We start from the raw sequence: 23,508 nt of genomic DNA, 5'->3' as shown, positions 1-23,508 counted from the left end.
ATGTTACCCTTTATTTTTCGTTTTATTCGAAGTTTGTAATCTTTCATAAACAGTAGAAAGTGCTTGCTCAAATTTCCCTGTCGTTTTCGGTTTATAATATTGCTTGTTTTTTATTTTATCAGGTAAGTATTGTTGCCTTACCCAGCCATTTGGATGGTCGTGTGGATATAAATATCCAATGCCTCTTCCGAGTGATTCTGCGCCTTTGTAATGACTATCTTTTAAATGGCTTGGAATGTCACCTGTTTGACCGTTGCGTAAATCGTGTAATGCAGCATCAAGTGCTTTATAAGCTGAATTTGATTTTGGTGATAAGCATAGCTCTATAACGGCATTTGCAAGTGGGATGCGTGCTTCTGGGAATCCAACTCGTTCAGCTGATTCAATTGCAGCTAGTGTACGCGGTCCAGCTTGTGGGCTAGCAAGTCCAATATCTTCATAGGCCATAATAAGAAGGCGTCTGCCAATACTTTGTAAATCACCTGCTTCAATAAGGCGTGCTAAATAATGGAGCGCTGCATTTACATCACTTCCGCGTACTGATTTTTGAAATGCTGATAATACGTCATAATGAGCATCGCCGCCTTTGTCGTGAACGAAGCTCTTCTTTTGTAAGCATTCTTCTGCAATCTCGAGTGTGATTTCAGCCGCTTGATCGTCTGTAGTAAAGCTAGATAATACAGCAAGTTCAAGTGCGTTATAAGCGGAACGCATATCACCACCAGAGGCATTTGCAAAATGATGTAGTGCTTCATCTGTTACCGTTACAGCATATTCTCCAAGGCCTTTTTCTTTATCTTCTAAAGCTCTTTTTAACCCAATTAAAATATCATCTTCTGTTAGTGCGTGTAATTCGAAAATTTGACACCTGCTTCGAATAGCGGAGTTTATTGCATGGAATGGATTACTTGTCGTTGCACCAATTAAAGTAAGAAGTCCGCTTTCTAAGTGAGGTAATAGAAAGTCTTGCTTTGCTTTATCTAGACGGTGAACTTCATCTAGAATTAAAACAAGGTGTCGATGCATCTTTGCTTCTTGTACGACAACTTCCATATCTTTTTTATTGTGAGTAACAGCGTTTAATAGACGAAACGGGGTACCGGTACTTCCTGCAATTGCACTGGCAATGGATGTTTTTCCTGTACCTGGAGGACCGTATAAAATCATAGATTGAAAATGATTTGCTTGGACCATTCGCCATAAAATCTTTCCTTCACCAACTAAATGTTGTTGCCCAATAATTTCTTGAATATTTGTAGGGCGCATTCGATGTGCGAGTGGTTGTTTCATTTAGACCGTCTCCCTTAATATATAATCTCGTTCTATCGTATCATTTTTTTCTACGAAATTTGAAATAGGATGCTGTTTTATGGGAAAAATGAAGAGGAATATTTTCATTTTTCTTTCAATTGTAATAATTTCCGAGTTTTTCAATGTGATTTTATGTTATCATTTTGATACACAAGTTGAAATTTCTTATAATACTATATTATGCTATAATTTCATAGGATTTTAAATTGTGTTCTTTTTATAAATAAGATATAACCAATAGAAGTGAAAATTTGAAAAGAGGTGCAAAATAGATGAAGATTTCAACAAAAGGCCGCTATGGCTTAACAATTATGATTGATCTTGCAAAAAAGTTTGGTGAAGGTCCGATTTCATTAAAATCAATTGCGCAGGCGCATGACTTATCCGAGCATTACTTAGAGCAATTAATTTCACCACTTCGTAACGCTCGTCTTGTAAAGAGTACGCGCGGGGCATATGGCGGATATGTATTATCTGATCAACCGGCTAACATTACAGCTGGGGATGTAATCCGTGTATTAGAGGGACCGATTAGTGTTGTAGAAATGATAGAAGAAGAAGAGCCAGCACAGCGCCAGTTATGGATGCGTGTTCGTGATGCGGTGCAAGAAGTGTTAGATAGTACAACGTTAGAAGATTTAGTACGTTATGAGGAAGAAAATCACGGGGGCTATATGTTTTACATTTAATTCCTTGTGAAACGATTTGGAAAGAAGGAGATTTAATGGAACGCATTTACTTAGATCATGCTGCGACATCTCCGACTCACCCAGAAGTGGTCGAAAAGATGATTCCATATATGACAGAAATATTCGGGAACCCGTCTAGTATTCACTTTTATGGACGTCAAACTCGTCACACAGTAGATGGGGCGAGACGAGTGTGTGCACGCAGCATTCATGCGAATCCGAATGAAATTATATTTACGAGCGGTGGTACAGAAGCTGATAATTTAGCGCTTATAGGTGTAGCACGTGCGAACCGTCATAAAGGTAACCACATAATAACGACGCAAATTGAACATCATGCGATTTTGCATACGTGCGAATTGTTAGAGCGTGAAGGGTTTGAAGTGACATATTTACCTGTCGATGAAACAGGACGCATTCAAGTTTCTGACATACAAAAGGCATTAACAGAAGAGACGATTCTTGTATCTATTATGTTTGGGAATAATGAAGTAGGGACAATGCAACCAATTGTGGAAATAGGAAAGCTGCTAAAAGAGCATCAAGCTTATTTCCATACAGATGCGGTACAAGCTTACGGTTTAGTAGAAATTAATGTGAAAGAGTTTGGTATTGATTTATTATCAATTTCAGCTCATAAAATTAATGGGCCAAAAGGTGTAGGGTTCTTATTCGCTGGTGCAAATGTGAAATTTGAGCCGTTATTAATAGGCGGAGAGCAAGAAAGAAAACGCCGTGCTGGTACGGAAAATGTGCCTAGTATTGCTGGGCTTCAGCATGCAATTCTTATAGCTGAAAAAACTCGTGAGCAAAAAAATGCCCAATATGAAGAGTTTAAAGATATAATGGTATCTGTCTTCAAAAATGAAGGCATTACTTTCGAGGTAAACGGAAACTTAGAACATCGCTTACCGCATGTACTTAATGTAAGTTTTACAGGAATGAACATTGAACCGTTTCTTGTGAACTTAGACCTAGCTGGCATTGCAGTATCAAGTGGTTCTGCTTGTACAGCTGGTTCGATTGATCCATCACATGTATTAGTAGCGATGTTTGGAAAAGACTCCGATCAAATACGTTCATCCGTACGCTTTAGTTTTGGACTTGGAAATACGAAAGAGCAAATTGAAAAAGCGGCGTACGAAACAGTGAAAATCGTGAAGCGATTAACACAAAATTAGCATGGGAGGTGACATGATGAACAAACTACCTCACGAAACACGCGTTGTCATCGGAATGTCCGGTGGCGTCGATTCATCTGTAGCAGCACTTTTATTAAAAGAGCAAGGTTATGATGTAATCGGAATTTTTATGAAAAACTGGGATGATACAGATGAGAATGGTGTCTGCACAGCAACAGAAGATTACAATGATGTAATTGAAGTGTGTAACCAAATTGGTATTCCGTATTATGCAGTAAACTTTGAAAAACAATACTGGGATAAAGTATTTACGTACTTCTTAGATGAGTACCGAGCTGGTCGTACACCAAACCCAGATGTAATGTGTAATAAAGAAATTAAATTTAAAGCATTTTTAGAGCATGCAATTGCGCTTGGTGCCGATTATGTAGCAACAGGTCATTATGCACGCGTTGCTTATATGGACGGCGAATATAAAATGCTTCGCGGCGTTGATGACAATAAAGATCAAACATACTTCTTAAATCAATTAAGCCAAGAGCAATTATCAAAAACAATGTTCCCGTTAGGTGAACTGAAGAAACCACAAATTCGTGAAATGGCGAAAGAAGCTGGCTTAGCGACAGCGGCGAAAAAAGATAGTACAGGTATTTGCTTCATTGGTGAGCGTAACTTTAAAGATTTCTTAAGTAACTACTTACCAGCACAACCAGGTGTAATGCAAACATTATCTGGTGAAGTGAAAGGGAAGCATGACGGTTTAATGTATTATACAATTGGACAACGTCATGGTCTTGGAATTGGTGGTAATGGTGATCCATGGTTTGCTGTTGGAAAAAATCTAAAAGAAAACATTTTATATGTTGATCAAGGATTCCATAACGAACTTCTATATGGTGATGAAGTTATTGCTACGAATGTAGGATGGGTAAGTAACAAAGAAAAAGAAACAGAATTTAAGTGCACGGCGAAATTCCGTTATCGTCAAGAAGACAATAAAGTAACGGTTCAAATCGTTGATGAAAATACAGTTCGTATTCTTTGTGATGAGCCAATTCGTGCAATTACACCAGGACAAGCAGTCGTTTTCTATGATGGAGATGAGTGCTTAGGCGGTGCTACAATTGATGAAGTATACCGTAGTGGTAAGAAATTGGATTATTTAGGATAAATGAGAAGCCTCTGCCGATTAGCGGTTAGAGGTTTCTTTTACATAAAGCGAATTTTCGTTCGCTTGGAAAATACATTCTTTGTTATAATTTGTTGTAGAGGTGAAGGACATGTCAAACAAACTTGAAACAGGTATTCAATATATGCAAGAAGGAAATTGGGAAGAAGCAGCTAAAAATTTTACAGAAGCAATTGAAGAAAATCCGAAAGATGCGCTTGGATACATTAATTTTGCAAATTTATTAGACGTATTAGGAGATAGTGAGCGAGCGATTTTATTTTATAAACGTGCATTAGAGTTAGATGATAAATCTGCAGCTGCTTATTATGGCTTAGGAAACGTATATTATGGCCAACAGCAATTTACTGAGGCGAAAGTTGTATTCGAACAAGCAATGCAAGCTGGATTACAATCAGCTGATGTAACATTTATGTTAGGTATTACACATGTACAGCTTGGAAATGATCGTCTTGCACTACCATTCTTACAAAGAGCAACAGAATTAGATGAAAACGATGTAGAAGCTGTATTCCAGTGCGGACTTTGCTTTGCGCGACTAGAACATATTCAAGAGGCGAAACCTTATTTTGAAAAGGTATTAGAAATGGATGAAGAGCATGCAGATGCGTATTACAATTTAGGTGTTGCTTACGTATTTGAAGAAAATAACGAGAAAGCTCTCGCTTTATTTAAGAAAGCAACTGAAATTCAGCCAGATCACTTTTTAGCTGGTAATGGCGTTCGTTTATTAGAGCAAGAAGCTGAATAAGATAAAAATATAGTTTAATGGGTAGTTATCCCTCATCTAAAAAGGTGGGGGATGTACTGCTCATTAAAGTGAAAATATCGGAAAGGAGAGGAAAGATGGGAAATCAACATGCAATGGATTTGTTTGAGGAAGAGAAAAAATTTATAAAAGCGCAAGTTCTTCATACCATTTTCCACAACGAAGAAAACCTCTATTCCGTTGTCAGTATGAAAGTCATTGAAACGAATGAAACGTATGACGAAAAGAAAGTAATGATAAACGGTCATTTTCCCCGCATGCATGAAGATGAAGTGTTTACATTGACAGGTCACTTTAAGGACCATCCAAAGTATGGAAAACAATATATGGTTGAAACATTTAAAAAAGAATTGCCGCAAACAAAAGCAGGTATGGTGCAATATTTAGCGAGTGATTTATTTAAAGGGATAGGAAAGCGTACAGCGGAAAAAATTGTGGATCATCTCGGGGAACATGCTATTTCTAAAATTATGGATGACCCTGAGGCGTTAAATGGTGTTGTTAACAAACAAAAGGCTCAGGAAATATATGAGACAATTGTTGAACATCAAGGATTAGAGAAAGTAATGAGCTTTTTAAATGGTTACGGTTTTGGAACGAAACTTTCTATTAAGATTTACCAGCAATATAAAGAGATGACATTAGAAGTGATTCGTAATAATCCGTATCAACTTATTGAAGAAGTGGACGGGATTGGTTTTGGACGAGCGGATGATATAGGGCGTGCGTTAGGGATATCGGGTAATCACGACGACCGTGTACGAGCGGGATGTTTTTACACATTAGAGAATGTCTCATTGCAACTTGGTCACGTTTATATGAGGAAAGATCAACTTGTAAGAGAAACGATGTCACTTTTAAACAATCAAGAAGGAAGAGTGACTGAAGAAGATATTATAGGTTGTATTGAAACGATGCAAAGTGAAGGGAAAGTCATCATAGAAGAAGAACGAGTGTATTTAGCAACTTTATTCTACTCTGAAAAAGGTGTTGTAAAGTCTATTCGTCGATTGATGAATCAAGAGGAAACACCTTCATTTCCTGAAGCAGAAGTGTTAAAAACATTAGGTGAAATTGAAGAACAGTTGAATGTACAATATGCACCATTTCAGCAAGAAGCGATTCAAACGGCACTTCATAAACCGATGATGTTATTAACAGGTGGACCAGGAACAGGAAAAACAACCGTTATTAAAGGGATTGTTGAAATGTATGCGTCACTTCACGGATTATCGTTAAATCCGAATGAATACAGTGATGATAATCCATTTCCAATACTATTAACAGCTCCAACAGGAAGAGCAGCGAAGCGGATGAGTGAATCGACAGGACTTCCAGCTTGCACAATTCACCGTTTGCTTGGCTGGACGCCAGAAGGATCTTTCCAGCGTAATGAAACGGATCCTGTCCAAGGTAAGCTCCTTATTATCGATGAATTTTCAATGGTTGATATTTGGCTCGCAAATCAGCTATTTAAGTCGCTACCAACGAATATTCAAGTTATCGTTGTAGGTGATGAAGATCAGTTGCCATCTGTAGGACCTGGACAAGTATTAAAAGATTTATTAAATGCAGGTGCAGTTCCGACAGTGAAGCTTACTGAAATTTATCGTCAAGCAGAAGGCTCATCTGTTATTCAACTTGCCCATGCGATCAAAGACGGCACACTCCCGCCAGATTTAGCGCAAAATAAAAAAGATCGTTCGTTTATCAGCTGTACAGGGGCTCAAATTGTTGAGGTTGTGAAAAAAGTTTGCGAAAACGCTAAAACAAAAGGCTTTAGTGCAAGGGATGTTCAAGTATTAGCACCGATGTACCGCGGGCCTGCTGGTATTAATGTATTAAACGAAGCGCTGCAACAAGTATTTAACCCGAAAAGGGAAAAGAGTAAAGAAATCCAGTACGGTGATGTTGTATACCGAAGAGGCGATAAAGTACTGCAACTCGTTAATCAGCCGGAGAGCCAAGTGTTTAATGGGGATATCGGAGAAATTGTTTCGGTGTTTTATGCGAAAGAAAACGTTGAGCAACAAGATATGATTATCGTTTCATTTGATGGAATTGAGGTAACGTATACAAAGCCGGATTTAAATCAAATTACACATGCATATTGTTGTTCGATTCATAAATCACAAGGTAGTGAATTTCCGATTGTTATTATGCCGATTGTGAAAAGTTACAACCGTATGTTACGCCGTAATTTAATTTACACGGGCATTACAAGAAGTAAGAAGTTCCTTATTATTTGCGGGGAGGAAGTAGCTTTCCAATCTGGTGTAAATCGCCTTGATGATGCAATGCGTCAAACAACTTTAGCTAGTCGCTTGCAGGAATCACAAGGAGAAGTACAGATGGTCACAGTTAATGGCGAGGAAATGGACGTGGAAAACATTTCACCGTATGATTTCATGTAACAAGGTGAAATTATATAGTGAAACTTTCAAACGCATAGCGTTGAAAGGCTCCAGCAATGTATAAATGAATGCGGTTTGGACATAATGGCGAATAGAATCTGGGAGACTGTAAGGAGATGAAAGCCATATGTTCATTTGTCCAAATTGCAAAGGGAAAGACATTGGGAAAATAGGTGTCAACCAATTTTATTGCTGGAATTGTTATATCGAATTATCGGTTTCAAAGGGGAAAATCCATACGCATCAAGTTGAGGAAGATGGTTCATTAAGCTCTCTTGATGATTTATTTGATGAGAATGAAAGAACGATCGGATAACGAAAAGGGGGATTTACTTTGAATCTACGCAATTCATTAATCGCATTAGGTGTTGGAGCTGCAGCATATCAATATGCTCGTAAGCAAGATGTATTTTCAAAACGCAATATGAAAAAAGCACGTAAGATGATTAAGTCTTACTTATAATCATTTCGATAAAGTGAAAACTCCCTTATAGACAAGGGAGTTTTTTTATGCACTCATATGCAAATAAAAAAGTCCAATTTCTGAGAAAAGATAAGATAGACCGTAACAGCCGACGCCAAGTATTCCATACTGCCATAATTGCTTCGCTTTTTCTTTACGTGAGGAACGAATAAAGAACCCCTTCCAAATACCAAAGCCGATACAAATCCATTCAAGAATCATAAAAAGTGCTGATAATCCAAGCATAAACAAAACCATAATTAGCCCTCCTGATTACATTATTTCATGCTGTATTCTCAGGGGTGGTTGTCCTTGTTATGTTATTTATATGTACGTCTTTAAAAAACAGTATGGTCCGTATGAAAAGATTTTAAAAGTTTCACACATAACCTAACCCATTTATTTTCAAAATAAAGGTGGAGGAGGTTTTTCATGTGAAGAATCTTAAAATCATTTGGATATATCGTTTAGGATTATTGTTACTTGTTTTTCTTTGTTTGCTCGTCTTTTTAAAAATTAAGCCACTATGGGCACCGATTATTTTTGTATTTAAAGTAGCGATTACGCCGTTTCTTATCGCCTGTTTTATTGCGTATTTATTGCACCCTTTAATTGAAAAAATTCATAAGGAAGGGATGCCCCGTACACTTGCCATTTTGCTCATTTATATCCTTTTCTTTGGCGGAATTGGTTATGGGATTTATAAAGGAACACCAGTCGTTATTAAACAGTTACAAGAGATTAATGAACAATTTCCGCAGTTTACAAAGATGTACGATTCGTGGATGGATGGCGTTACAGAACAAACAGCGAATTTCCCTTCGTTCATTCATGAAAAGGTGAAACAACTTTTTGTGGGTGTGGAAACGAAGATTCAAGCGCTTTTAAATAAAGTGATGAGTACAGCTCGTGGTGTACTCGATTCATTGCTCATTATTTTCTTAATACCGTTCATTGTATTTTACATATTAAAAGATTATGGTGAGTTTTATCATATCTTTTGGAAACTAGTCCCAAGTAAATGGCGAGGTACGGGGCAAATGCTTGCGAAAGAAATTGATAAGTCACTTGGAAGTTATATTCGAGGACAGTTATTTGTTTGTTTAGTATTAGGGGGAGTATCAGCTCTTTCTTTTTGGTTTATCGGTATGAAATATCCATTATTGCTTGGCATTATTATTGGGGTAACGGATATAATCCCGTACTTTGGTCCTATTTTAGGAGCGATCCCGACGTTAATGATTGCAGCAACAGTATCAACGAGTTTACTTATTAAGGCGGGGATTACGATTGCTATTTTGCAATTTGTGGAAAGTAACATTTTATCGCCTTACATTGTTGGCAAGTCACTTCGTATGCATCCTGTTATTATTATGCTTGCATTACTAGTTGGGGGGGAAGTAGCTGGTATTGTAGGATTACTAATATCGGTTCCGATTTTAGCAGTTATTCGTACTGTCATTGTTCATGTGAGACCTCTCTTGAAAAAAGAAAATGTGTAAGTATAGAAGCCCTCTATGTAAGAAATAGAGGGCTAATCATATATTTATTGAGAAAGCTGCTCGTGTATCTTTTGAACGAGGGAGCTCACATCATTTGTTTGAATATGTTTTATTTTTTTCCATTCGTTATCATACATAAATACAATTTGATTGTTGAAAAGACGCTTTTGTTCTTTTAGATTAGAAATTTTTGCGAAAGAGTACTCTTCAAATATTGGATTCTTACTTACATCTGGCCCGTAAAAGAATAGCCTTTTGTTCGTTAAAATTAGCAATCCTGGCCTTGCGACGGAACGATAAATAAATATGTCTAATGAACATGCTGCGTAAAATAATATCGTTTCGTCAGTTGCTAATATGTTTTTAGCTTTGTTAAGTAAGGTTGTCATTGTGATCGCTCCTTTATTTTATTAACAATAATTTAATTATAGCAAAAAAAGTAATATTTAGAAATTTTTATAAATTATTATTGTAAGGAGATTCCAATTTATTTATAAACGCATAATATATGAAAAGGCTGTTAAGAATGAATAGTAGAATACCTATGATTAATAAGCGATTAATACAATATAAATGATTATCTACATTGACAAACTTAAGAGAATTCTATTATATTTAGTCATATAATACATTAAATCAATGACGGAACAAGTACGTTACAGTCCATTTATAGAGAGAAGCTTCCATATGGCTGAAAGAAGCTTTAAATGAAGGGTAACAGAAAGCTAATCCTGAGAGCAGCTAATCACTGCCGTCTTGCCACGTTACGGCACCATGAGGTGATGAATTGATTGTTATTGTAATCAATTCATAATTAGGGTGGTATCGCGAGTTAACTCTCGTCCCTTTTATAGGGACGGGAGTTTTTTATATTTAAGGAGGAAAATACAATGAAACAACTAACAGGCGCACAAATTCGTCAAATGTTTTTAGACTTTTTCCAAGAAAAAGGACATGCAGTAGAACCTAGTGCATCACTAGTTCCACATGAAGATCCATCTCTTCTATGGATTAATAGTGGTGTAGCAACATTAAAAAAATATTTTGATGGACGTGTAATCCCACAAAATCCACGTATTACAAATGCTCAAAAATCAATTCGTACAAACGATATTGAAAACGTAGGGAAAACAGCTCGTCACCATACATTCTTTGAAATGTTAGGAAACTTCTCAATTGGTGATTACTTCAAAGAAGAAGCAATTACATGGGCTTGGGAATTCTTAACGAGCGACAAATGGATCGGATTCGATAAAGAATTACTATCAGTTACAATCCATCCAGAAGATGAAGAAGCATTCACAATTTGGAATGAGAAAATGGGCGTTCCAAAAGAGCGTATTATCCGCTTAGAAGAAAACTTCTGGGATATCGGTGAAGGACCAAGTGGACCGAATACAGAGATCTTCTATGACCGCGGAGAAGCTTACGGTAATGACTTTAGTGACCCAGAATTATATCCAGGCGGAGAAAACGAGCGTTACTTAGAAGTATGGAACCTTGTATTCTCTCAATTTAATCATAATCCAGATGGTTCATATACACCACTTCCTAAGAAAAACATTGATACAGGGATGGGTCTAGAACGTATGACATCTATCGTTCAAGATGTGCCTACGAACTTTGATACAGATCTATTCATGCCGATGATTGGTGCAACAGAATCAATTTCTGGTGAGAAATATCGTAATGGCGATTTAGAAAAAGATATGGCGTTTAAAGTAATTGCTGACCATATCCGTACAGTAACATTTGCTGTTGGTGACGGTGCTCTTCCTTCTAACGAAGGCCGTGGTTATGTATTACGTCGTTTATTACGCCGCGCTGTTCGTTATTCGAAGAAATTAAACATTAACCGTCCATTCATGTTTGAATTAGTACCGGTTGTTGGAGAAGTAATGAAAGACTTCTATCCAGAAGTACTTGAAAAGAAAGATTTCATTGCGAAAGTTGTGAAAAACGAAGAAGAGCGTTTCCATGAAACACTTCATGATGGTGAAGCAATTTTAGCTGAAGTTATTACAAAAGCAAAAGAAGAAAAAACAACTGTTATTTCTGGAGTAGATGCGTTCCGTCTATATGACACATACGGTTTCCCAATTGAATTAACAGAAGAATATGCAGAAGAAGCTGGCATGACAGTTGATCATGAAGGTTTTGAAAATGAAATGGAAAAACAACGTGAGCGTGCACGTGCTGCTCGTCAAGACGTTGACTCAATGCAAGTTCAAGGCGGTGTACTTGGAGAAGTTAAAGTAGCGAGTGAGTTCGTTGGTTACGGTACAGTTGCAACAGAAAGTAACGTTGTTGCACTTGTGAAAAACGGCGAATACACAGACAGCTTACAAGCTGGTGAAGAAGGACAATTAATGCTTGATGTAACACCATTCTATGCTGAGAGCGGTGGACAAATTGCAGACCGTGGTTACCTTCTTGCTGATGGCGTGAAAGTTCTTGTAAAAGACGTGCAAAAAGCACCAAATGGTCAAAACTTACACAAAGTTGTTGTTGAAGAAGGTACATTAACGAAAGATGCGGCTGTGAAAGCTATTATCGATACGAAAAACCGTAGTAGCGTTGTGAAAAATCATACAGCAACTCACTTACTACACCAAGCATTAAAAGATGTACTTGGAACACACGTTAACCAAGCAGGTTCTCTTGTAACTTCTGAACGTTTACGCTTTGACTTCTCTCACTTCGGTCAAGTACAAGCTGACGAATTAGAAAAAATTGAGCGTATGGTAAACGAGAAAATTTGGGAAAGTATTGATGTTGAGATTTCTCAAAAAGCAATCGAAGAAGCGAAAGAAATGGGCGCAATGGCATTATTCGGTGAAAAATACGGTGATGTTGTACGCGTTGTACAAGTTGGCGATTACAGTTTAGAGCTTTGTGGTGGTTGTCACGTTGATAATACAGCTTCTATCGGTATTTTCAAAATCGTTGCTGAGTCTGGTATCGGTGCAGGAACTCGTCGTATTGAAGCAGTAACTGGTAAGTCTGCATACGAATTAATGAACGATCAAGTAGGTTTATTAAAAGAAGCAGCAGGAAAAATGAAAACAAATCCGAAAGATATTTTAACAAGAGTTGATGGTCTATTTGCCGAAGTAAAACAACTGCAAAAAGAAAATGAATCTCTTGCTGCGAAATTAAGCAATATCGAAGCTGGAAACTTAACTGATTCTGTAATGACAGTTGATGGTGTGAATGTATTAGCAGCGAAAGTAAATGTTGCAGATATGAACAACTTACGTACGATGATGGATGATCTAAAAAATAAATTAGAGTCAGCAGTTGTTGTATTAGCGTCTGTTAATGACGATAAAGTAAACATCCTAGCAGGTGTAACGAAAGACTTAATTGGCCAAGGTTACCATGCTGGTAAACTTGTGAAAGAAGTAGCTTCTCGTTGCGGCGGTGGCGGTGGTGGCCGTCCTGATATGGCACAAGCAGGCGGTAAAAACCCAGCTCAAGTCGAAGAAGCTTTAGCATTTGTAAAAGAGTACGTTAAATCTGTTTCAAAATAAAGAGATAGTAGTGTACAATGGTAGGGAGAGGAGAAGTTCTTCTCCCTATACTTACTATATAAGTGAGGTGCTTGAAATGGACGGTTTTGATAAAACAATGAAGTTTAGCATTCAAGATGAAAAACAGAGTGTCCATGTAAATGATGTACTTTTAACTGTGTATGATGCACTTCAAGAAAAAGGCTATAATCCGATTAACCAAATCGTCGGTTATTTATTAAGTGGAGACCCAGCATACATACCTCGCCATAAAGATGCACGTAGCATCGTTCGCAAGCTTGAACGTGATGAGATTATTGAAGAGCTTGTGAAGTCTTACTTGAAACATCATCGTGAGGAGTAGTTTATGCGGATATTAGGTTTAGATGTAGGTACAAAAACAGTCGGAGTTGCAATTAGCGACGAAATGGGCTGGACAGCACAAGGATTAGAAACAATTAAGATTAACGAAGAACGAGGTCACTTTGGTTTTGATCGTATTTCTGAGTTAGTAAAGCAGTACAATGTGGATAAAATAGTAGTAGGTTTACCTAAAAATATGAATGGTACAATTGGCCCACGTGGTGAAGCGTGCCAACAATTTGCAGAAAACCTACGAGAGCTGTTACAATTAGACGTTGTAATGTGGGACGAGCGTTTGTCAACGATGGCAGCGGAACGTCTACTCATTTCAGCTGATGTAAGTCGTAAGAAGCGAAAGCAAGTAATCGATAAGATGGCTGCAGTCGTAATCTTACAAGGATTTTTAGATAGAAAATAAGAGGTGACCAAAATGGAAGAACGTCAAATTACAATTGTAGACGAAAAAGGTAACGAACATTTATGTGAAATTATTTTCACTTTTGATGCTGAAAAATTTGGTAAAAAATCATACGTAATCTTCTCTCCAATCGGTGAAGTAGATGAAGATGGAGACCCAATTTATGATGCAATGGCTTATGAGCAAAATGAAGAAGAGGGCGGAGTTTTACTTCCAATCGAATCTGAAGAAGAGTGGGAAATGGTACAAGAAACGTTCAACACTATTGCTGATGAGCAAGAAGCTGAATAATAAGTACTGAAAAGATGGACGATATACAGTCCATCTTTTTTTGTATTTATATGTAAAATGAAAGATTTTTTGTCGAAACTGTGTAAGTCTTTGTAGTATAATGAGACGGATTGTAGAAAAATAAAGTGTCTATTAAAAAAGATAAGTGAATTTGTTGCATTTTTACATCGTGCTGTATAGAAAGGTGTACATACGGTCTACAATTAAGTAAGGAGGAAATGTTTTGATAGAGAATCAAGTGAAAAAGAAGCGTAGACGCATCTTTTTATTTTCGATTATTGCACTGCTTTTAGTTTGTGGTTCAGTCTATGCGTATATTTCATCCGCATTAGGACCAGTTGATAGCGGGAATAAAAAAGAGATTGAAGTAGAAATTCCGAAAGGATCATCTACAAGTAAAATTGGAGAAATTTTAGAAGAAAAAGGCGCTGTAAAAAACGGTACAGTTTTTAGTTTTTATACAAAGGCTAAATCGAAAAGTTTACAAGCAGGTACATATTTATTAAACCCTTCAATGAATGCTGAAGATGTGATCGAACAAATGTCATCTGGCAACGTGCATCGTCCAGCTCTTTATAAAGTGACGATTAAAGAAGGGGCGCAAGTAACTGAAATTGCAGAAACGATTGCGACAGAACTAAAGTGGAATAAAGATGATGTTACGCGTCAATTAAACGATAAAGCATTTATTCAAAAAATGCAGCAAAAGTATCCGAAGTTATTAACGGATAAAATCTTTGATAGTAATATTAAATACCCATTAGAAGGTTATTTATATCCTGCAACGTATTCGTTTTATAAGAAAGATACAACGTTAGAAGAAATTGTAATTCCGATGCTTGAGAAAACAAATGCAATCATTGTTCAAAATGAGGCGAAAATGAAAGCGAAGAACTGGGATGTTCATCAGCTTTTAACATTATCTTCACTTATTGAAGAAGAGGCAACTGGTTTTACAGATCGTCAAAAGATCGCTAGTGTCTTTTATAATCGTTTAGCAAAAGGTATGCCGCTTCAAACGGATCCAACGGTATTATATGCACTTGGAAAGCATAAACAACGTGTATTATACGAAGACTTAAAGGTCAACTCACCGTACAATACGTATGTTGTAAAGGGATTGCCGGTAGGGCCGATCGCAAACTCTGGTAAACATTCAGTGGAAGCTGCGTTAGAACCTGCGCAAACAGATTATTATTATTTCTTAGCTGCACCAAGTGGTGAAGTGTACTATGCGAAAACATTAGAAGAGCATAATGCATTAAAGCAAAAATACATTACGAAAAAACAGTGAAATGGGGAGGGATAGCGAAAAAAGTCGCACATCCCTCTTTTTTGTGGTAAAATATATCGGGTTAAAAACTGGCAGAAGAATCGTTTTTAATATCAAAACGGGACGTACAAGCTAAGGGTAAAGCTGGCTTGTATTTTTATTGCATTCTATGTGGGAAAAGACGTCATAGAGGCACTTCTCCATGTAAATAAGGAGGACCATTTATGGAGGATGCAGTTAACGAGTACCTATTATCATTTATTGATCCGAAAGATAAATTAATTCTTGAAATGGAAGAATATGCAACAGAAAATCATGTGCCGATTATGGATCGACTTGGAATGGAATTTATGCTGCAATTTTTACGTTTAATTGGACCGAAAAGCATTTTAGAACTTGGAACAGCAATCGGTTATTCTAGTATTCGTATGATGCAAGCTATTCCAAATTCACGTATTGTGACAGTTGAGCGCAATCGTGAGCGATATGAAAAAGCACTTGAATATATAGAACGTTCCCCAGTAACAGATCGTATTTCAGTTATTTACGGTGATGCGTTAGAAACAGGTGAACAAGTAAAAGAACACGGGACATTTGACGTTATTTTTATTGATGCAGCAAAAGGACAGTATCGTCGCTTTTTTGACTTATATGAACCGTTATTAAATCCTGGTGGCGTAATTATTTCAGATAATGTTATGTACCATGGTCTTGTAACGACAAAAGAGAAGATTGAAAACAGACGTACACGTGGTTTAATCCGTCGTATTAAGACGTACAATGAGTGGCTTATGAACCATGAAGGATATGATACAACGATTTTCCCAATTGGTGATGGAGTAGCTGTTAGTAAAAAGAGAGGGTGACCAAGGTATGAAGAAACCTGAATTGTTAGTAACGCCAAGAGTGGTGGCGGATATCGAACTTCTTGCGAAAGCAGGAGCAGATGCGGTAATGATCGGTGAGCAAAAGTTTGGTTTACGTTTAGCAGGGGAGTTTTCACGTGAAGATGTAAAACAAACTGTGAAGATTGCGCATGAAAATGGTGTGAAAGTATACGTAGCAATGAACGCTATGTTCCACAACGATAAAGTAGAAGAATTAACAGATTACGTTTCATTTTTAAATGAAGTAAATGTAGATGCAATTGTTTTCGGAGATCCAGCAGTATTAATGGCTGTTCGCGAAGTAGCGCCAAATATGCAGTTGCACTGGAATACAGAAACGACAGCAACCAATTGGTTCACTTGTAATTACTGGGGCCAAAGAGGAGCGAAGCGTGCTGTATTAGCTCGTGAGCTGAGCTTAGATGAAATTGTTGATTTAAAAGAAAATGCTGAAGTGGAACTAGAAGTACAAATTCACGGTATGACTTGTATGTTCCAATCGAAGCGTTCATTAGTAGGAAACTACTTTGAGTATCAAGGACGTAATCTTGACATTGAAAAGAAAAAATATGAAGAGAATATGTTCTTATATGACCCAGAGCGTAATAATAAATATCCAATCTATGAAGATGAAAATGGTACTCATATTATGAGTCCGAACGATATTTGTTTCATCGATGAATTAGAGGAACTAATCGAAGCTGAAGTTGACAGCTTAAAAATCGATGGTGTACTAAAAAGTTCTGAATACATTATTGAAGTAACGAAGAAATATCGTCAAGCGATTGATTTATGCGTAGAAGATCGTGATGCGTATTATGACGTGAAAGATGCTCTATATAAAGAAATAGAAGAAATGCAACCAGTAAATCGTCCGTTAGACACAGGATTCTTCTTTAAAGAAACGGTTTACTAAACGAGGAGGGTGTAGGAAATGACTGTACAAGAAATTTCACGAGTGATCGATGGCAAGCGCGTTATTGTGAAGAAACCTGAACTGTTAATCCCTGCGGGTAACTTAGAAAAATTAAAAGTAGCTATCCATTATGGGGCAGATGCTGTATATTTAGGTGGACAAGAATTTGGTCTTCGTTCGAATGCAGGTAACTTTACGCTGGAAGATATGGCAGAAGGCGTTGAATTTGCAAAGAAATATGGAGCGAAAATATATGTAACAACAAATATTTTCGCACATAATGAAAATATGGACGGGCTAGAGGAATATTTAAAAGGGATTGAAAAAGCTGGCGTAACGGGAATTATCGTTGCTGATCCGCTTATCATTGAGACGTGTAAACGTGTAGCGCCTTCTGTTGAGGTGCATTTAAGCACACAGCAATCACTATCCAACTGGAAAGCAGCACAGTATTGGAAAGAAGAAGGTTTACATCGTCTTGTATTAGCTCGTGAAGCAAGCTATGAAGAAATGAAAGAAATTAAAGACAAAGTGGATATTGAAATTGAAGCATTCGTCCATGGTGCAATGTGTATCGCATATTCAGGAAGATGTACACTAAGTAACCATATGACAGCGCGTGACTCTAATCGTGGCGGTTGTTGCCAATCTTGCCGCTGGGATTATGATTTAGTTCAAACAGTATCACAACATAAAGATGCAAAAGAGCTTCCTCTATTCCAAGAAGAAGATGCTCACTTTGCGATGAGTCCAAAAGATTTAAATTTAATTTTATCAATTCCGAAAATGATTGAAATTGGAATCGATAGTTTAAAGGTAGAAGGACGTATGAAATCAATCCATTACGTAGCGACTGTAGCAACTGTATATCGTAAAGTAATTGATGCTTATTGTGCGGATCCGGATAACTTTGAGTTTAAACAAGAATGGTTAGATGAGCTTGATAAATGTGCAAATCGTGATACAGCTCCTGCATTCTTTGAAGGGGTTCCAGGACATCAAGAGCAAATGTTTGGAAATCATAGTAAGAAAACAACGTATGATTTTGCTGGTTTAGTGTTAGATTATAATGAAGAAACGGGCATCGTAACGCTTGAGCAACGTAATCATTTCAAACCAGGACATGAAGTGGAGTTCTTTGGACCAGAAATAGAAAACTTTACGCAGACGGTGGAGAAAATTTGGGATGAGGATGGAAACGAATTAGATGCAGCGAGACATCCGTTGCAAATCGTGAAATTCAAAGTGGATCAACCAGTGTATGTGAATAATATGATGCGCAAAAGCATACTTCAATAAGAAAGAGTGGTAGTCGAATGGGGACGAATAAGCCTGTTGTAATTGGAATCGCTGGTGGTTCAGGATCAGGAAAAACAAGTGTAACGAAAGCGATTTTTGACCATTTTAAAGGTCATTCCATTTTAATCTTGGAGCAAGATTATTATTACAAAGATCAAAGCCATTTACCAATGGAAGAGCGTTTAAAAACAAATTATGATCATCCGCTTGCGTTTGATAATGATCTGTTAATTGAACATTTGCAGCAGTTGCTTGCATATGAGCAAATTGATAAGCCTGTATATGACTATACATTGCATACGCGTTCAGAAGAAATTATTCCAGTTGAGCCGAAAGATGTAATTATTTTAGAAGGAATTCTTATTTTAGAAGACCCACGTCTTTGTGAGTTGATGGACATTAAGTTATTCGTTGATACAGATGCTGACCTTCGTATTCTGCGCCGCATGCAGCGTGATATTAAAGAGCGCGGTCGTACGATGGATTCAGTTATTGATCAGTACGTAACTGTTGTACGTCCAATGCACAATCAATTTATTGAGCCTTCTAAGAAGTTTGCGGATATTATTATCCCTGAAGGTGGACAAAACCATGTTGCAATTGATATTATGGTGACAAAAATTGCAACAATTCTTGAACAAAAAGTAAATTTGTAATAGCATAGTAAAAGATATACGGTAGGAAGGGATTTTTTCCCTTCCCATCGAATACAATGAAACATGCAACCTCATCTATATATAGGTGAGGGCATATTTATATCAACTTTCCATACATATCTTCTTTATATAAAGAAGAATTGGAAATACGGGGTTGTATGTGACAACTCCGCTAGTGCAAGGGTACTAGAAACCTCCGCTAACAATGGAAGCGGAGGAGTTTTCATATGGAACTCCTCTTTTTTTCGGGGGATTGGTATATAAAAGGAGTGGAAAATATGTCAACAGAAAAAACATACCCTATGACGCAAGAGGGTAAGCAAAAACTAGAGAACGAACTTGAGCAATTAAAAACAGTAAGACGTAAAGAAGTAGTGGAACGTATTAAAATCGCACGTAGCTTCGGGGACCTTTCTGAGAACTCTGAGTACGATGCAGCAAAAGATGAGCAAGCGTTCGTAGAAGGACGTATTACACAATTAGAAAATATGATTCGTAACGCAGTTATCATTAAAGATAATGGCGAAGTATCTACTGTTGTTACATTAGGTAAAACAGTAACATTTAAAGAATTACCAAATGGAGATGAAGAAGCGTACACAATCGTAGGTAGTGCGGAAGCTGATCCATTTGAAGGAAGAATTTCTAACGATTCTCCAATCGCAAAAAGCTTATTAGGTAAGCAAATTGGTGAGAAAGTAACAATCCAAACACCAGGCGGAGAAATGCAAGTAGAGATTGTCTCTGTAAAATAATAAAAAAATCACTCGTGTAAAAACGAGTGATTTTTTTATTTGTATAAAAGATGAAACACTCCGTCCAAACTATAATAGACGAGGTGTTTTTTTATGAAAATAAAACGGAGAATTACAATTGTTTTAATTTGTTTTATGGGCATTATGTTTTTATTGCTTTGTCGTTTAATTCAAATCCAAATTATAGATACAGAATCATTTACTGATCGCAAAATAAATTTAATTGAAAAAAGTGTTACGCAACGTACGCAATCCATTGCAGTAGACGATGGACGTGGGCAGTTTATAGATCGTAGTGGTAAAGAAATAGGTGAGGAAAAGTATCCTGTTTTAATTGTTTTTCCATTTTTACAAATAAAAAATGACATGTTAGAGAAAATCGCGCATATCATTGGTGTGTCGAGACAAGAGATCAGAAGACAAATGAAAAATAAAAAAAATGCATTTATACTGCAAGGGGAAACTGCTCCATTTCGAGTGACACGAGAGCAGATGGAGAAGGTGAATCAATTACATGTATTAGGTATTGTAGCAGCTGAAGTGCGATTAAAACAAACTGGGGAGATAAATCATTTAATTGGTGATGTAGGGGAGAACGAAAGAGAATTTCAAAAGCGATATGGAGAAGTGAAAAAAATTTCAAAACAAACGCCGATAGGTATTTCAGGATTACAGCAATCTTTTGATGAATTTTTATTGACTGATGGAGAGGCAAAAGTATTGTATCAAGTAGATCGGCAAGGAGAACCAATTTTCGGAAAGCAAGCGAAATATACTTCACCAGGAAATCCATTTTACCCAGTTAGGATTCAAACTACTTTACATAAAGGGTTGCAGCAAAAAGCAGAAGAAGTGATTGAAGCAAATGAAATAAAGAAGGGGGGATTAGTATTACTTGATGTAAAGACAAATGAAATATTAGCGATGGTCAGTAAGCCGTCTTTACAAGTAAGAGATAAGAATTTATATAAGACTACACTTGAAAATCAAATGTTAACGCCGCATTTTCCAGGCTCTGTTTTTAAAACAGTAGTTGCAGCTGCAGTCATTGATCAAAAAGTAAATTTGTTTAATCGGACATTTAATTGTAATAAAGATTTATATGGTGAAAACGACCCACAAGTTATGATGGGTACACTTAACTTCAAAGAGAGCTTTGCTAGGAGCTGTAACAGGACATTTTCCGAGTTAGGTAACGAGCTATTACAAAAGGATAGGACGGTGCTAGAAACATACGTAGCAGCTTTAGGAGCAAATGAAAAGGTCGGCTGGAAAGGTTCTGTATTTCATACACCTCATTTCGAGCAAATGCCAGAAGAAAAAGGCACTACTATTTGGGGGAATGAAGAAAACAAAAATAGTAAAAAAGCGGTAGAGCAAACAGCGATTGGACAGAAAGATGTACGTATATCACCTCTAGCAATTGCTAATATGATGGCGACGATTGCGAGGAATGGAGAAAAGATGGAAGTGAAAGCTGTTGAAAAAATAGTATATAAAAATGGAGCGGATTTTTTTACATTTGAGAACCATACGTTACATGGAAAACAGCTTTCGTATGAAACAGTGAAAACATTACAAGAGTTATTAAGAGGCGTTGTAACAAGGGAGAAAGGAACAGGAACGGCATTCCGCTCGTTACCGCTCAGTGTCGCTGGAAAATCCGGGACAGCGCAAACAGGGAAAGGGACGAGGGTGAATCGCTGGTTTGCAGGTTATTTTCCGTATGAGAATCCAAGATATGCTTTAGTTGTTGTTGATCTAGAGACTGATAACAAAGTGAATAAAGTCACACCTATTTTTAAAGATATGGTAGGAGCAATCTATCAATTGGAGAATGAAAAGTAATCTTGCAATTTATAGTGAATTGTTTTCATTTCATGAAAATATCATTGTAAATGTTCAACCTTTCTAGATTTAATGTTACAATAGCAATTAGGAAAAACTGCATGGAGGTTTGGAGAATGGCAGGAGGATCAAGATTCCAACAGAAACAACAAAAACGTCGTCAAAACGGTGTTTTAAATATTGCAATCGCTATTGTATTACTATTAGTAGCTATTGTAGCATATCAATTGTTCGTTCCTAGTACGAAAGAGCAAGCATCTTCTACTGATAAGAAAGTCTCTCAACAAACAACAAAGAATGAGAAAGCTGGAAAATCAGAAGATAAAGAATCTGCTAAGAAAAAAGAAAAAGAAAAAGAAAAAGAGCAAGCAGAAGCTAAGCAAAAAGCTGAAGAAGAGAAGTTAAAGGCTGAGGAAGAAAAGAAAAAAGCTGAAGAAGAAGCGAAAGCTAACGAGAAAGTATCAGCTGAAAAAACTGTATCCAAGGCAAAAGAGGCTTATACAAAACCTTCTTGGAAAGCTGTAGGAACAGAACAAGGTTCATCACCAGCGATGACGTTTAAACAGGGGTCATCAGATTGGAATGAGATGCAAAGTGCAATTGCTGCAGGTATTGAAGTACCGAAGGAGCAATTAGTATTCCATTTTGTTGGAAGAGACAAAACTGGAAAGAGTAAAGCTTATGGTGACGTTCAAGATAAGCAAAGTGGAAAAAGATATTACGTAAATATTGATTGGGTAGACAATGAGGGCTGGAAACCAGTACTTGTTCAAACTCTAAACTAAAAAAGAGAAGCTCCTTAGGAGCTTCTCTTTTTTAGTTAACGCAATTTTTTTAATTTAAAATGAACAACCGCGCTATAATACGGTCTTTTGCTTTCAGGATCCATAACCATTTGATGTGAGATGTGATGAACTTCAAGCATAAGTGCTTTATTATTATCGATTTGTTCACTAATTTTTCGTTCTAAAGAAGCTAAGTCTCCCGCTTCAAAAAATTCTACTTTATCTTCTAACATTTCAAAGGTAAATGACATGAAGACGGCCCCTCTCCTATGTAATCAACTATAGTGTAACAAAGAAAAGAAGGAAATACCATGTACATTTCAATTGACATTTTTAGAAAGAGGGAATATCATACTGATAAAACCGATAAGAAAAAGGGGAATTTTTATGGGCACAGAATTTAATGGTTTATTTGATGAGTGGGCTCATACGTACGACTCATTCGTACAAGGCGAAGATATACAATATAAAGAAGTTTTCGCCCATTATGAGGATATTCTAGAGGATGTAGTTAACAAGTCATTTGGTAATGTATTAGAATTTGGTGTCGGTACAGGTAATTTAACAAATAAATTATTACTTGCTGGCCGCACAGTTTACGGTATAGAACCGTCGCGTGAAATGCGTATGATTGCAAAAGAGAAATTGCCAAAAGAATTTTCGATTACAGAAGGTGATTTTCTTTCGTTTGAAGTCCCAAATTCAATTGATACCATTGTAAGCACCTATGCATTTCATCATTTAACAGATGATGAAAAAAATGTAGCGGTTGCGAAGTATAGTCAATTGCTAAACAAAGGTGGTAAAATAGTGTTTGCTGATACGATATTTGCAGATCAAGATGCATATGATAAAACTGTTGAAACAGCAAAACAAAGAGGTTTTCACCAGTTAGCAAACGATTTGCAAACGGAATACTATACACGTATTCCAGTTATGCAGACTATTTTTGAAAACAATGGCTTCCATGTAACGTTTACGAGATTAAATCATTTCGTTTGGGTAATGGAGGCAACTAAGCAATAG

The 23,508-nt window shown here is 36.9% G+C and carries 25 protein-coding genes and 1 other annotated feature; of the genes, 21 read left to right on the top strand and 4 right to left on the bottom strand.

Annotated elements, in window-relative coordinates:
* Positions 1 to 3 precede the first annotated feature (3 nt).
* Entirely contained in the window at positions 4 to 1,290 is a 1,287-nt protein-coding gene (locus MHH27_RS22615) for a replication-associated recombination protein A (RefSeq protein WP_000812919.1), read from the bottom strand.
* A 293-nt stretch (positions 1,291 to 1,583) separates the two neighbouring features.
* On the opposite strand from MHH27_RS22615, the gene cymR reads away from it, so the two are divergent.
* The 7 genes from cymR to MHH27_RS22580 all read left to right on the top strand — a co-directional run bounded on the left by cymR (position 1,584) and on the right by MHH27_RS22580 (position 7,977).
* Positions 1,584 to 2,000, top strand: coding sequence for a cysteine metabolism transcriptional regulator CymR (gene cymR, locus MHH27_RS22610; RefSeq protein WP_000704116.1), 417 nt, complete (start codon positions 1,584 to 1,586; stop codon positions 1,998 to 2,000).
* A 35-nt stretch (positions 2,001 to 2,035) separates the two neighbouring features.
* Positions 2,036 to 3,181 (top strand): cysteine desulfurase family protein, encoded by a 1,146-nt coding sequence (locus MHH27_RS22605; protein WP_053563619.1) that lies wholly within the window; start codon positions 2,036 to 2,038, stop codon positions 3,179 to 3,181.
* A 16-nt stretch (positions 3,182 to 3,197) separates the two neighbouring features.
* Positions 3,198 to 4,313, top strand: coding sequence for a tRNA 2-thiouridine(34) synthase MnmA (gene mnmA / locus MHH27_RS22600; protein ID WP_001038010.1), 1,116 nt, complete (start codon positions 3,198 to 3,200; stop codon positions 4,311 to 4,313).
* Between the two features lie 109 nt (positions 4,314 to 4,422).
* Complete coding sequence (locus tag MHH27_RS22595; protein ID WP_340944108.1) at positions 4,423 to 5,082, top strand: tetratricopeptide repeat protein; 660 nt, start codon at positions 4,423 to 4,425, stop codon at positions 5,080 to 5,082.
* 95 nt (positions 5,083 to 5,177) lie between these two features.
* On the top strand, positions 5,178 to 7,514 hold the full coding sequence (gene recD2, locus MHH27_RS22590; RefSeq protein WP_000528080.1) for an SF1B family DNA helicase RecD2: 2,337 nt from the start codon (positions 5,178 to 5,180) through the stop codon (positions 7,512 to 7,514).
* A gap of 127 nt (positions 7,515 to 7,641) precedes the next feature.
* A complete protein-coding gene (locus MHH27_RS22585; protein WP_000469281.1) occupies positions 7,642 to 7,830 on the top strand; it encodes a hypothetical protein in 189 nt (62 codons plus the stop codon).
* Between the two features lie 18 nt (positions 7,831 to 7,848).
* On the top strand, positions 7,849 to 7,977 hold the full coding sequence (locus MHH27_RS22580) for a YrzQ family protein (protein WP_001053553.1): 129 nt from the start codon (positions 7,849 to 7,851) through the stop codon (positions 7,975 to 7,977).
* A 45-nt stretch (positions 7,978 to 8,022) separates the two neighbouring features.
* On the opposite strand, the gene MHH27_RS22575 is transcribed toward MHH27_RS22580, so the two are convergent.
* Entirely contained in the window at positions 8,023 to 8,235 is a 213-nt protein-coding gene (locus tag MHH27_RS22575; protein ID WP_000242539.1) for a hypothetical protein, read from the bottom strand.
* A gap of 176 nt (positions 8,236 to 8,411) precedes the next feature.
* Between MHH27_RS22575 and MHH27_RS22570 the strand changes: the two genes are divergently transcribed.
* Positions 8,412 to 9,479, top strand: coding sequence for an AI-2E family transporter (locus tag MHH27_RS22570; RefSeq protein WP_000793129.1), 1,068 nt, complete (start codon positions 8,412 to 8,414; stop codon positions 9,477 to 9,479).
* Between the two features lie 44 nt (positions 9,480 to 9,523).
* Here MHH27_RS22570 and MHH27_RS22565 read toward each other — a convergent pair whose 3' ends face one another.
* Entirely contained in the window at positions 9,524 to 9,868 is a 345-nt protein-coding gene (locus MHH27_RS22565; protein ID WP_053563621.1) for a PH domain-containing protein, read from the bottom strand.
* Positions 9,869 to 10,109: 241 nt separating this feature from the next.
* Positions 10,110 to 10,329 (top strand) — a binding site (T-box leader).
* Between the two features lie 40 nt (positions 10,330 to 10,369).
* Between MHH27_RS22565 and alaS the strand changes: the two genes are divergently transcribed.
* The 12 genes from alaS (at position 10,370) to MHH27_RS22505 (ending at position 22,482) form a co-directional block, all read left to right on the top strand.
* Positions 10,370 to 13,012, top strand: a complete 2,643-nt coding sequence (alaS, locus tag MHH27_RS22560; RefSeq protein WP_075716650.1) for an alanine--tRNA ligase — start codon at positions 10,370 to 10,372, stop codon at positions 13,010 to 13,012.
* 76 nt (positions 13,013 to 13,088) lie between these two features.
* Entirely contained in the window at positions 13,089 to 13,355 is a 267-nt protein-coding gene (locus MHH27_RS22555) for an IreB family regulatory phosphoprotein (RefSeq protein ID WP_000348591.1), read from the top strand.
* 3 nt (positions 13,356 to 13,358) lie between these two features.
* The gene (gene ruvX, locus MHH27_RS22550) at positions 13,359 to 13,772 is read left to right on the top strand and encodes a Holliday junction resolvase RuvX (protein ID WP_001221192.1); all 414 of its coding nucleotides are present in this window, start codon (positions 13,359 to 13,361) and stop codon (positions 13,770 to 13,772) included.
* Between the two features lie 12 nt (positions 13,773 to 13,784).
* Positions 13,785 to 14,063 carry a DUF1292 domain-containing protein gene (locus MHH27_RS22545; RefSeq protein ID WP_000392731.1) on the top strand — a complete coding sequence of 93 codons (279 nt, stop codon included), beginning with the start codon at positions 13,785 to 13,787 and terminating at the stop codon, positions 14,061 to 14,063.
* Between the two features lie 223 nt (positions 14,064 to 14,286).
* Positions 14,287 to 15,357 (top strand): endolytic transglycosylase MltG, encoded by a 1,071-nt coding sequence (mltG, locus tag MHH27_RS22540; RefSeq protein WP_000572135.1) that lies wholly within the window; start codon positions 14,287 to 14,289, stop codon positions 15,355 to 15,357.
* Positions 15,358 to 15,560: 203 nt separating this feature from the next.
* Positions 15,561 to 16,202 carry an O-methyltransferase gene (locus MHH27_RS22535; protein ID WP_000389102.1) on the top strand — a complete coding sequence of 214 codons (642 nt, stop codon included), beginning with the start codon at positions 15,561 to 15,563 and terminating at the stop codon, positions 16,200 to 16,202.
* Positions 16,203 to 16,209: 7 nt separating this feature from the next.
* Positions 16,210 to 17,139 (top strand): peptidase U32 family protein, encoded by a 930-nt coding sequence (locus MHH27_RS22530; RefSeq protein WP_340944104.1) that lies wholly within the window; start codon positions 16,210 to 16,212, stop codon positions 17,137 to 17,139.
* An 18-nt stretch (positions 17,140 to 17,157) separates the two neighbouring features.
* A complete protein-coding gene (locus MHH27_RS22525) occupies positions 17,158 to 18,438 on the top strand; it encodes a peptidase U32 family protein (RefSeq protein WP_000217961.1) in 1,281 nt (426 codons plus the stop codon).
* A 17-nt stretch (positions 18,439 to 18,455) separates the two neighbouring features.
* Positions 18,456 to 19,094, top strand: coding sequence for a uridine kinase (gene udk / locus MHH27_RS22520; protein ID WP_000537080.1), 639 nt, complete (start codon positions 18,456 to 18,458; stop codon positions 19,092 to 19,094).
* A gap of 278 nt (positions 19,095 to 19,372) precedes the next feature.
* Positions 19,373 to 19,849, top strand: coding sequence for a transcription elongation factor GreA (gene greA / locus MHH27_RS22515; protein ID WP_014894880.1), 477 nt, complete (start codon positions 19,373 to 19,375; stop codon positions 19,847 to 19,849).
* A gap of 93 nt (positions 19,850 to 19,942) precedes the next feature.
* A complete protein-coding gene (locus tag MHH27_RS22510) occupies positions 19,943 to 21,697 on the top strand; it encodes a peptidoglycan D,D-transpeptidase FtsI family protein (protein WP_000695142.1) in 1,755 nt (584 codons plus the stop codon).
* Positions 21,698 to 21,813: 116 nt separating this feature from the next.
* Positions 21,814 to 22,482 (top strand): YrrS family protein, encoded by a 669-nt coding sequence (locus tag MHH27_RS22505; protein ID WP_017763609.1) that lies wholly within the window; start codon positions 21,814 to 21,816, stop codon positions 22,480 to 22,482.
* A gap of 35 nt (positions 22,483 to 22,517) precedes the next feature.
* On the opposite strand, the gene MHH27_RS22500 is transcribed toward MHH27_RS22505, so the two are convergent.
* Entirely contained in the window at positions 22,518 to 22,733 is a 216-nt protein-coding gene (locus MHH27_RS22500; RefSeq protein ID WP_000010984.1) for a YrzA family protein, read from the bottom strand.
* A 136-nt stretch (positions 22,734 to 22,869) separates the two neighbouring features.
* Here MHH27_RS22500 and MHH27_RS22495 point away from each other — a divergent pair, with 136 nt between their 5' ends.
* Complete coding sequence (locus MHH27_RS22495; RefSeq protein ID WP_000536323.1) at positions 22,870 to 23,508, top strand: class I SAM-dependent DNA methyltransferase; 639 nt, start codon at positions 22,870 to 22,872, stop codon at positions 23,506 to 23,508.

This window comes from Bacillus sp. FSL L8-0152 (assembly GCF_038006365.1).
Classification (GTDB): domain Bacteria; phylum Bacillota; class Bacilli; order Bacillales; family Bacillaceae_G; genus Bacillus_A; species Bacillus_A cereus.
The sequence above is the reverse complement of the archived record's forward strand: the minus strand, read 5'-3'. Positions and strand labels throughout refer to the sequence as shown.

Coding starts and splice junctions, on each gene's coding strand:
- recD2 (WP_000528080.1), top strand. CDS start 5,178: ATGGGAAATCAACATGCAATGGATTTGTTTGAGGAAGAGAAAAAATTT.
- MHH27_RS22605 (WP_053563619.1), top strand. CDS start 2,036: ATGGAACGCATTTACTTAGATCATGCTGCGACATCTCCGACTCACCCA.
- MHH27_RS22615 (WP_000812919.1), bottom strand. CDS start 1,290: ATGAAACAACCACTCGCACATCGAATGCGCCCTACAAATATTCAAGAA.
- MHH27_RS22530 (WP_340944104.1), top strand. CDS start 16,210: ATGAAGAAACCTGAATTGTTAGTAACGCCAAGAGTGGTGGCGGATATC.
- MHH27_RS22525 (WP_000217961.1), top strand. CDS start 17,158: ATGACTGTACAAGAAATTTCACGAGTGATCGATGGCAAGCGCGTTATT.
- ruvX (WP_001221192.1), top strand. CDS start 13,359: ATGCGGATATTAGGTTTAGATGTAGGTACAAAAACAGTCGGAGTTGCA.
- greA (WP_014894880.1), top strand. CDS start 19,373: ATGTCAACAGAAAAAACATACCCTATGACGCAAGAGGGTAAGCAAAAA.
- MHH27_RS22565 (WP_053563621.1), bottom strand. CDS start 9,868: ATGACAACCTTACTTAACAAAGCTAAAAACATATTAGCAACTGACGAA.
- MHH27_RS22495 (WP_000536323.1), top strand. CDS start 22,870: ATGGGCACAGAATTTAATGGTTTATTTGATGAGTGGGCTCATACGTAC.
- MHH27_RS22575 (WP_000242539.1), bottom strand. CDS start 8,235: ATGGTTTTGTTTATGCTTGGATTATCAGCACTTTTTATGATTCTTGAA.
- MHH27_RS22500 (WP_000010984.1), bottom strand. CDS start 22,733: ATGTCATTTACCTTTGAAATGTTAGAAGATAAAGTAGAATTTTTTGAA.
- MHH27_RS22505 (WP_017763609.1), top strand. CDS start 21,814: ATGGCAGGAGGATCAAGATTCCAACAGAAACAACAAAAACGTCGTCAA.
- udk (WP_000537080.1), top strand. CDS start 18,456: ATGGGGACGAATAAGCCTGTTGTAATTGGAATCGCTGGTGGTTCAGGA.
- mnmA (WP_001038010.1), top strand. CDS start 3,198: ATGAACAAACTACCTCACGAAACACGCGTTGTCATCGGAATGTCCGGT.
- alaS (WP_075716650.1), top strand. CDS start 10,370: ATGAAACAACTAACAGGCGCACAAATTCGTCAAATGTTTTTAGACTTT.
- MHH27_RS22510 (WP_000695142.1), top strand. CDS start 19,943: ATGAAAATAAAACGGAGAATTACAATTGTTTTAATTTGTTTTATGGGC.
- MHH27_RS22595 (WP_340944108.1), top strand. CDS start 4,423: ATGTCAAACAAACTTGAAACAGGTATTCAATATATGCAAGAAGGAAAT.
- MHH27_RS22535 (WP_000389102.1), top strand. CDS start 15,561: ATGGAGGATGCAGTTAACGAGTACCTATTATCATTTATTGATCCGAAA.
- MHH27_RS22555 (WP_000348591.1), top strand. CDS start 13,089: ATGGACGGTTTTGATAAAACAATGAAGTTTAGCATTCAAGATGAAAAA.
- MHH27_RS22545 (WP_000392731.1), top strand. CDS start 13,785: ATGGAAGAACGTCAAATTACAATTGTAGACGAAAAAGGTAACGAACAT.
- cymR (WP_000704116.1), top strand. CDS start 1,584: ATGAAGATTTCAACAAAAGGCCGCTATGGCTTAACAATTATGATTGAT.
- MHH27_RS22585 (WP_000469281.1), top strand. CDS start 7,642: ATGTTCATTTGTCCAAATTGCAAAGGGAAAGACATTGGGAAAATAGGT.